This window comes from Mesorhizobium sp. CNPSo 4671, assembly GCF_057784245.1.
The window spans coordinates 184,286-193,293 of the sequence record NZ_JBWLUW010000012.1 but is presented as its reverse complement, the minus strand read 5'-3'; the positions used below and the strand labels follow the sequence as shown (position 1 = coordinate 193,293).

The 9,008-nt window shown below is 61.8% G+C and carries 6 protein-coding genes; 5 read left to right on the top strand and 1 reads right to left on the bottom strand.

What is annotated here, in order from left to right; translation table 11 throughout:
• Window positions 1-555: SIS domain-containing protein (locus AC04SF_RS29400; protein ID WP_488480615.1), on the top strand; the 555-nt coding region annotated here is incomplete at its 5' end.
• A 71-nt stretch (window positions 556-626) separates the two neighbouring features.
• On the opposite strand, the gene AC04SF_RS29395 is transcribed toward AC04SF_RS29400, so the two are convergent.
• Window positions 627-1,361 carry an AAA family ATPase gene (locus tag AC04SF_RS29395; RefSeq protein ID WP_488480614.1) on the bottom strand — a complete coding sequence of 245 codons (735 nt, stop codon included), beginning with the start codon at window positions 1,359-1,361 and terminating at the stop codon, window positions 627-629.
• Between the two features lie 318 nt (window positions 1,362-1,679).
• Here AC04SF_RS29395 and AC04SF_RS29390 point away from each other — a divergent pair, with 318 nt between their 5' ends.
• The 4 genes from AC04SF_RS29390 to AC04SF_RS29375 are packed head-to-tail and all read left to right on the top strand — an operon-like array spanning window position 1,680 to window position 8,984.
• A complete protein-coding gene (locus AC04SF_RS29390) occupies window positions 1,680-4,424 on the top strand; it encodes an AMP-binding protein (RefSeq protein ID WP_488480613.1) in 2,745 nt (914 codons plus the stop codon).
• The gene (nadE, locus tag AC04SF_RS29385; RefSeq protein ID WP_488480612.1) at window positions 4,421-5,404 is read left to right on the top strand and encodes an NAD(+) synthase; all 984 of its coding nucleotides are present in this window, start codon (window positions 4,421-4,423) and stop codon (window positions 5,402-5,404) included. The genes AC04SF_RS29390 and nadE overlap by 4 nt, the downstream gene beginning before the upstream one ends.
• Before the next feature lie 6 nt (window positions 5,405-5,410).
• Window positions 5,411-7,438, top strand: a complete 2,028-nt coding sequence (gene asnB, locus AC04SF_RS29380) for an asparagine synthase (glutamine-hydrolyzing) (protein ID WP_488480611.1) — start codon at window positions 5,411-5,413, stop codon at window positions 7,436-7,438.
• Window positions 7,428-8,984, top strand: a complete 1,557-nt coding sequence (locus AC04SF_RS29375) for a class I adenylate-forming enzyme family protein (protein ID WP_488480610.1) — start codon at window positions 7,428-7,430, stop codon at window positions 8,982-8,984. The genes asnB and AC04SF_RS29375 overlap by 11 nt, the downstream gene beginning before the upstream one ends.
• Window positions 8,985-9,008 lie beyond the last annotated feature (24 nt).

The following is a 9,008-nucleotide window of genomic DNA, read 5'->3' as shown; positions in this document are numbered from 1 at the left end:
TCGAAGGAGCAGGAAAAGACCCTGGTGCGTGCGCTTTCGGAAGCGCCGCGCTATGCCAACCAGGTGCTCAAGCTCGAAGAGCAGATCGAGCGCATCGCGCGCGAACTGTCGCGCTACAAGGACGTGCTCTATCTCGGCCGCGACACCAATTTCCCGCTGGCCATGGAAGGCGCGCTGAAACTCAAGGAAATCTCCTATATCCACGCCGAGGGCTATGCCGCCGGCGAATTGAAGCACGGGCCGATCGCGCTGATCGACGAGAACATGCCGGTGATCGTGATTGCGCCGCATGACCGCATTTTCGAGAAGACCGTGTCGAACATGCAGGAGGTGGCGGCACGCGGCGGCAAGATCATCCTGATCACCGACGCCAAGGGCGCGGCACACTCAAGCGTCAAGACGATGGAGACGATCATCCTGCCGGACGTGCCGGAAATCATCTCGCCGATCATCTACGCGCTGCCGATCCAGATGCTGGCCTATTTCGCCGCCGTGTTCATGGGCACCGACGTCGATCAGCCGCGCAATCTGGCGAAGTCGGTGACGGTGGAGTAGGGGGCGAGATGGACTGCGACGATGCCTTTCGCGCTGGCTTCTGTTATTTGGATTTTGGTGGCGTGAGACCACTACATCGCTAGACTCGGGGCGGTCTCACGCTCTTCCAAGACTCGCGTGATGACCTTGCCAAAATCGTGAGGTTCAGCACCGTTGATTTGTATCAGGGGCCATCCATCTTGGCGCAAGCACTCGCCGATCTCCCTCGATATATCGGCCTGTCTCAAGCCCCTGTCCACGCCGAGTTCGAACAGCAGGACCTCGAGGAGCGGCTGCTGCGCATGCCGATCCATAAGACGGCGGCGCAACGTTTCCTGCGGCGCATCGAGCTGGATAAGGAGGTCCGGTCGCGGCAGGAACGTCAGGCAGTCACGAACCACGTCGATGCTTGGAGTTCGTGCCAGCAAAACCAGCGCGCACAAAGCCTGGATCAGGCCTTCTTCGAAAATGAAGTAACCTTCCGATTCCTGCGCTTGACGCCAGGACTCGCACAACAGGGCGATGTCGACCTTCATGCGCCATGACCATGTGAGGCTTCTCAAGGGAATTGAAGCCAGAAGCCGCGCAGCGACACTGTCCTTCGGCAAGGTCGACAACAAGACGGGACCGGAGGTGGCAATCTTCCTGCCGATACGCCCAATGGCATGGCGCACCTCCGGGCTGTCATCCTGGACCGCCCCATATTCGATCAGGCGATAGCCGTTCACTGTCTTCACGTTGATGCCGTGTTTCGCCATCTCCCGGCAAAGGCCGCGAAGAAGGGTGGTCTTGCCTGCGCCAGGCGGCCCAAACAACTCGATGATCATGGCGGTATGCCCAAGCGTCTCCGAGCAAGCATTCATTCACCTGCGGGTCAAAGCTTAGCCAGACTACAAACCACACCAACATTCATTTGAATGACTTTTCATACCGGCTGCCGGAGGCACGCGGGTTCGGCCTTGGGCTAACGTCTCAGGGTCGGGGACCTCTGGGCGAACCAGCCGTTGCTGGAGAGAAACTGGAGAACTTTCCGGGAGGCCGGGGCGGGAAGCATCGTCTGATCAAGATCGACGCATCATCCGAATGATTGATGAAAAGATTTCAGTGGCGAGCAATGTACCACATTCAGTTCGGTGGGGCCCTGAATGTCTTCAGCGTATTTGCACTCTGAAGCGGTGAACGAAGATCTAAAGATGGATCGTCGACCGGCGACGACCCGCAAATGGTCAGATATTCCCGAATATGCTCTCGACGAGGGCGGGCCTGTCTTGCGCCATTATCAACAGATGGGCGCCGGCTTTGCGGACATTCCCCTCATCGATCACCTTGGAAACGTCGCAAGGCAATATCCTGACAAGCTAGCGGTCAGCGATGGCGCCAATCGCCTGACTTATTCTGAGCTTTTCCGGGCTGTCGAGACATTGTCTCACCGGATCGCTGCTGTCGTTCCCGAAGGACAGGCGGTCGGAATCCTTCAGGCCAACTCGGCCTGGTATCCTGTGGCGATGCTGGGGAGCATGATGGCCGGGCGGCCTTCCGTTCCTCTCAACATGAGAGATCCGGGCTCCCGGATCATTGAGATCGTGACTGCCGCGCGGCTCGGCGCTGTCATAGGCGCTGGCGAGGTTCGCTCCGTCGATTTGGCACAGGATATCGTATGGATCGATATAGCCGCCAGCGTCGCGCCGAACAGTCGACCCGCGTCGCCACCACCCACGTCCGTTTCCGTCGATGCACCTGCAATGGTGCTTTACACCTCAGGCAGCACCGGACGTCCCAAGGGAATCGTCAACAGCCAACGCAGCCTGCTGTGGCGGGTCCGGCAATATGTCGATGCGTGCCATATCAACGCGGATGACGTCTTCCTGCCGCTGACCGGACCCGCCACGATTGCCGGTTGCCGGGAGATTTTTACGGCACTGCTGACGGGCGCCACGTTGCATCTTCTCGAGGTGGAGGCAGTCGGCCTGCGCGCAGTCCGCGCTCGGGTTCAAGCCGAAGGTGTGACGATCGCCTATCTGGTGCCGGCGCTGCTTCGGGCGCTGTTGGCCGAGGCCCCCGCTGACGCCTTCCAGTCACTCAGAGTGGCCCGGCTCGGTGGCGAGAAGGTGTCGTGGACGGACATCGCGTTGCTGCGCAAAGCCGTTTGCGACCAGTGCCTGATCCAGATCGGCTACTCGTCAACCGAGACCACCGGTTCGCAATGGTTCTTGCCGCCGGACTGGCCTGAGCAAGACGCCACGGTCCCCGTTGGCCGGCTGCTTCCCGGGATGGCATTCGCCATTGTCGACGAAGCGGGGCACAACGTTGGGACAGGCGAGAGCGGAGAGCTTCTGATCCGAAGCCCCTATGTTCTGCTTGGTCATTGGGAGAACGGTGTCGTCGTTCCCGCGCGGCCGGACCCGGACGATCCCGGTGTTCGGCTTTTTGCAACGGGCGACCTCGTTCGGCTGGACGATGATGGCCTGTTGCGCATCGTCGGCCGCAAAGGCCGCCAGATCAAGATCAATGGTCGACGCGTCGAGCCCGCCGAGCTCGAACGGGTCCTGCGTTGCGCGCCTTCGGTGGCGGATGCCGTGGCAATCGTGACGCCGGCCGAGGAACTCATCGCCTTCGCGGTTCCCCAGCGCTTCGCAGGGGCTGCTTTCGCGGAGGAGCTTCGCCAGCTCATCAGAACGACGTTGCCGGCGCCGCTGCGTCCCTTGCGGTTGCACACCATCGCCGCAATCCCGCGCCTGTTGGGAGGGAAGGTCGACCTGGCAACGCTCACCCAGATGGATCGTTCGGAGAGAAAGATGGCGCGGGCCGCCCAGCCGCCCACTTCCCGATCCGCAGGAGGCGAACGGAATACAAGGCAAATCGTGCAGCACGCATGGATGCAGGTTCTCAACACGGGCGTTGCCGCGGGAAACTGGGATGAGGCGGGAGGAGATTCGCTGCAGCTGCTGCATTGCGTCATGGCGATCGAGAGCGCCATCGGGCAAGAGCTGGGCCTCGAGGCCTTCACCGTCGGTATGAGCTTCGACGAGATGGTTGAGGCGGTCGCGTCCGCACAGGCGGGCGAACGGCGCGCGAAGAAGCATCACCCCCCGGTTCTTTTCCTGTTTCCAGGGTCCGTCGGCTATGGCCCGAGCCTGGCCGCGTTCGCAGCCGCCATGGGCAAGGTCGCCCGGGTGAACCCCATAAGGTATCCAGGCCTCGCCGCGATATTGGACGGACATAACAGTCTCGCGGCCATGGCTGATGCCGCACTCGAGCAGATCAGCCGAGCCCAACCTGCCGGCCCCGTGCGGCTTCTTGGCCATTCGCTCGGCGGCGCGGTAGCGTTCGAGGTTGCGGCACGGCTTCTGGCCGCCGGGCGACCGGTAAGGTTTTTGGGTATCCTCGATACCAGCCTTCTGGACGAGCCGAGCAATCATTGGGAGACACTGACCCGCACGTTCCATCGTATTCGCACGAATCGCATATCCGCCCGCCGGATGGCCTGCCGAGCCATTGCGAAAATCACCGTTGCAATCGGCCGCGAGGCGTATCTCACCAAGCTTCTCGACCGCTTTGCCAAGGGAGAGTTCAACCCGACAAGCTTCAGAACCAAACTGGAACTGCAGGAGGTCTTGCGGGCGCAGTCTTTTTTCCGGTGGCTGGATGCACCGAAACCGGCTCTGCCGATCGCCGGCACCTTGTTTCGGTGTCGTCGTGAGGGAATGCCTCGAACCTTGGGTTGGGATAGCGTTTTGGCACATCTGGACGTGGTTCCGATCATGGGCAACCACATCGACCTTGTCATAGAGCCCAATCTTGCCACCAACCGTCCGCTCATCGAGACGGCCGTCGTACAGACCTACTCCCCGGCTGAGTCTCGCAAAAGGGAGGATCTGTCATCGACGTGATCTCACATTTCAGCAAGGATGTGCTGGCGCTCGATGCTCGTGCTGAGGTCGATCGTATCGTTGACACCTTGCGCAAGCAGGTTCTTGGCACGCTCCATCGTCGCGGCGTGGTCGTCGGCCTTTCCGGCGGTATCGACAGCTCCGTCGTCGCGACCTTGTGCACGCGCGCGTTCGGCAAGGACAAGGTCTTGGGACTGTTCATGCCGGAGCGGGATTCCTCCGGCGACTCGCTCAGACTTGGCCGCCGCGTCGCGGCGCAGCTTGGCATTGAGAGCGTCCTGGAAGACATCGGCCCGGCACTGGAGGCCATTGGCGCCTATGGAAGGCAGCTCGAAGCGATCCAGACCGTCGTTCCCGACTATGGGGAAGGCTGGAAATGCAAGCTGGTGATCGAGCCGGTTCTCGAGAGCAACGGCCTCAACATCACCCGGCTCACCGTCCAGGATCCGGAGGGCAAGGTCGACACGGTGCGTTTGCCGCCAGCCGCCTATCTGCAGATCGTCGCTGCGACCAACTACAAGCAGCGCCTGCGCAAGATGACGGAATACTACCACGCCGACCGCCTCAAATACGCGGTTGCGGGGACACCAAACCTTCTTGAGTACGACCAGGGGTTTTTCGTCAAGCAAGGTGACGGAACCGCCGACGTGATGCCGATCGTCCACCTCTACAAAACCCAGGTTTATCAGCTCGCGGAATATCTCGGCGTGGACGAGGAAATCCGCCAGCGGCCACCGACCACCGACACATTCTCCATGGCGCAAAGCCAGGAGGAATTCTACTTCGCGCTGCCTTATCACCTGATGGATCTATGCCTTTACGGCCTGAACCACGAGATCGCCAGCGATGAGGTCGCCGCGGTCGCCGGCCTCACCGAGCCCCAGCTTCAGAAAGTCTTCAAGGACATCGACGCGAAACGGCGGGCCGCCCGCTATCTTCACGCGCGGCCTTTGCTGTCCGTGGAAATTGGCGAGGATTGACCCGGGATGTGCGGCATCGCTGGAATAGTGGCGCTGAACGCCGCGGCGGCTTCTCCTTCGCGTGAGGCGCTGATGCGGATGGTGGGGGTGCTCTCGCATCGCGGCCCGGACGAGCGAGGCCTTTACCGCGACAAACGCGCGGGGCTGGCCCATGCCCGCTTGTCCGTCATCGATCTTTCCAGCGGTCAGCAGCCGCTTGCCGACACAGGCGATACGAGTTGGATCGTGTTCAATGGCGAGATATTCAACTATGTCGAGCTGCGCGAAAAGCTGATTGCGCTCGGCCACCGCTTCCGAACCCGCAGCGACACGGAGGTTGCGCTCCATGCCTATCGTGCGTGGGGCGAAGCGGCCTTCGAGCGGATGAACGGTCAGTGGGCAATCGCAATCTGGGACTCGATAGCGGGTCGTCTCGTCTTGTCGCGCGACCGGTTCGGCATTTGCCCTCTGCATTTCTGTGAACATGCGGGCCGCCTTTATTTCGCCAGTGAAGTGAAGGCCATTTTCGCGGCCGATCCGACCATACCGCGCGCCTTCGATCCCGCCGGCCTCGATCAGACTTTCACGCTCTGGACAGTCGTTCCGCCGCAAGGGGTATTTCAGGGAATCCATGAGGTCGTGCCAGGGCATGTCCGCACTTACCAGGACGGCACCGTTCGCGAGCAGGTCTTCTGGCAGCCGTCCTACCCCGAAAATTTCGGATCATCGCAGGGCGAGTTCACCGGGTCGAGCGATGACGCGGTGGAACGCGTGCGTGGCGCCCTCGAGGCCGCGACGGCGCTGCGAATGGTGCGCGCCGACGTGCCTGTCGGCTGCTACCTCTCCGGCGGGCTGGACAGTTCGCTTGTGGCGACGCTCGGAAGGCGCTTCGCCGGACGGCGCTTCCAGACCTTCTCCTTGCGTTTTGCCGACGCCGAATATGACGAGACCCGCTTCCAGCGCCTGGTTGCCGAAGCAACCGGCAGTGAGCACCATGAAGTGGTGGTTTCGCGCAGCGATATCGCCGCCATCTTTCCGGAGGTGATCTACCACACCGAGCGCCCGATACTGAGGACCGCCCCGGCGCCGCTGTTCCTGCTCTCCAGGCTGGTGCGCGAGCGCGGCATCAAGGTCGTGCTGACCGGCGAGGGCGCCGACGAAATGTTCGCCGGCTACGACCTGTTCCGCGAAGGCAAGGTCCGCCGGTTCTGGGGGCACCAGCCGGCATCGACACGACGCTCGCGCCTGCTGGAGCGGCTTTACCCCTATCTCACCCGCTCGCCGGTGCAACAGCAAGCGATGGCGCGCCAGTTCTTCGGGCGCGGTATCGAGGCCTATGACGCGCCCGGCTTCGCTCATGACACGCGCTGGCGCAGCACCAGCGCCATCAAGCGGCTTTTCTCCGCGGACCTGCGCGCCGAGACCCAACGCCACGACGCCGTGTCGGAGTTGCTCGCCCGCTTGCCCGCGGCGTTTTCGCGTTGGAGTCCGCTTGCGCAGGACCAGTATCTCGAGGTCCAGACGTTGATGTCGGGCTATCTGCTGTCCTCGCAAGGCGACAGGATGCTCATGGCTCACTCCGTCGAGGGGCGCTTCCCGTTCCTCGACGATGAACTTGTGAGGCTCGCCAATTCCCTTCCGCCTTCCTACAAGCTGCGTGTCCTCGATGAGAAGCACGTGCTGAAACGGGTGGCGGAGCCGATCGTGCCCGCCGAGGTCGTGACACGCAAGAAGCAGCCATTCCGGGCGCCCAACGCGCTTTGCTTCACCGCCGACGCCGCGCCGGAATACATTCGCGAAGCGCTTTCGGAGACGGCGATACGCAAGGCGAATGTTTTTGATCCGGCTTCGGTCACACGCCTGCTCGGCAAGTGCCAGGCCAGGACCGGCGACGGTGATCTTTCCAATGCCGACAACATGGCGCTCGTCGGTGTGCTGTCGACCCAACTCCTTCACCAGCAATTTGTCGCGAGCTGTCCCAGTGCGACCCGTGTGCATGGGCTCAGCGTCGACGTCGACCGCGAACATCGGGAAGAGTGCTTGCATGTTGCATGATGCCGTACCCCTGCTGCACGACTATCTCGCCCACTCGGCCGGCCGGTTCGGCGACAAGGTGGCGCTTGTGTGCGGCAAGCAGCGTGTCACCTATGGTGAGCTGGAGGCGCGCGCCAATGCGATCGCCCGGGATTTGACCGCATCAGGGGTCGTGCGCGGCGATCGCGTGATGATCTTCGCCGACAACACCGTCGAGACGGTGGTGAGCTTCTGGGCGGTGCTCAAGGCGAATGCGGTGGTGTGCATCGTCAACCCGCTGACCAAAAGCGACAAGCTCAATTACCTGCTCAACGACTGCCGACCTGCGGCGCTGATCACGGACGCGCACCTGCACTCGATCTTCCGCGAGCCGGCGCGCAACTGCCCGTCACTTCTGCGGACGATCGTTTCCGGATCGATTGACGACAACGAGCTCTCCCAATTGCCGCATGCCGTGCGCTGGGACGCAGCAGTCGCCGACGGCGGCGATGCACCGCCGGCGCGGCGCTGCATCGATGTCGATCTTGCCGCCATCATCTACACGTCCGGTTCGACAGGCGAACCCAAGGGCGTGATGCTGACGCACAGGAACATGATGACCGCTTGTGCCTCGATCGCTTCCTACCTTGAGCTTGCCGAGGACGAGGTGATCCTCAATGTCCTTCCCCTCGCCTTCGACTACGGCCTGTACCAGATGATCATGGCGTTTCGCACCGGCGCGCGGCTGGTGCTTGAACGCTCGTTCGCCTTCCCAGCGCAGGTCCTCGGGCTGATCAGGCAAGAGCGGGTTACGGGTTTTCCGGGCGTGCCCACCATCTTTGCGGCACTTTCCGAACTCAAGTCCCTCAGGGATCAGGATTTCTCGAGCATTCGCTACGTCACCAACACCGCGGCGGCCCTGCCGCTCAAGCATATTCTCATGCTTCGGGAGCTGTTTTCGAGTGCACGCATCTATTCGATGTACGGCCTCACCGAATGCAAGCGTTGCACCTATTTGCCGCCGGAGGATCTCAAGCGAAAGCCGCTGAGCGTCGGGATCGCGATCCCGAATACGGAAATGTGGATCGTCGACGAACATGACAGGCGGGTCGGCCCCGGCGTCGTCGGCCAGCTCGTCATTCGCGGCGCAACGGTGATGAAGGGCTATTGGGGCAAGCCCGAGGCGACAGCCAGGAAACTCAAACCAGGCCCGCTGCCCGGCGAGCAGGTTCTATACACCGGCGACTACTGCCGGATGGACGCGGAGGGCTACCTCTACTTCGTTGGCCGTGGTGACGAGATCATAAAATCGCGAGGCGAGAAGGTGGCGCCGAAGGAAGTGGAGAACGTCCTTATGGATATTCCCGGCGTCCGGGAAGCGGCGGTCATCGGTGTTCCCGACGAACTTCTTGGGCAGGCGGTGAAAGCGTTTGTCGTGATGGAGAATGGTAGAACGATCGGCGAAAAACAGCTGCAGATGGAGTGCCAGAAGCGGTTGGAAAATTTCATGGTTCCGAAGTCCATCGTCGTCGTGGCCAGCCTGCCGATGACAGACACGGGCAAACTCAAGAAAACGGCCCTGTCATGAGGCGGGTCGCTAAATCTGTGGTGT

Excerpts from the sequence above, each read along its gene's own strand:
- AC04SF_RS29395 (WP_488480614.1), bottom strand. The coding sequence starts at position 1,361 with ATGATCATCGAGTTGTTTGGGCCGCCTGGCGCAGGCAAGACCACCCTT.
- AC04SF_RS29390 (WP_488480613.1), top strand. The coding sequence starts at position 1,680 with ATGTCTTCAGCGTATTTGCACTCTGAAGCGGTGAACGAAGATCTAAAG.
- asnB (WP_488480611.1), top strand. The coding sequence starts at position 5,411 with ATGTGCGGCATCGCTGGAATAGTGGCGCTGAACGCCGCGGCGGCTTCT.
- AC04SF_RS29375 (WP_488480610.1), top strand. The coding sequence starts at position 7,428 with ATGTTGCATGATGCCGTACCCCTGCTGCACGACTATCTCGCCCACTCG.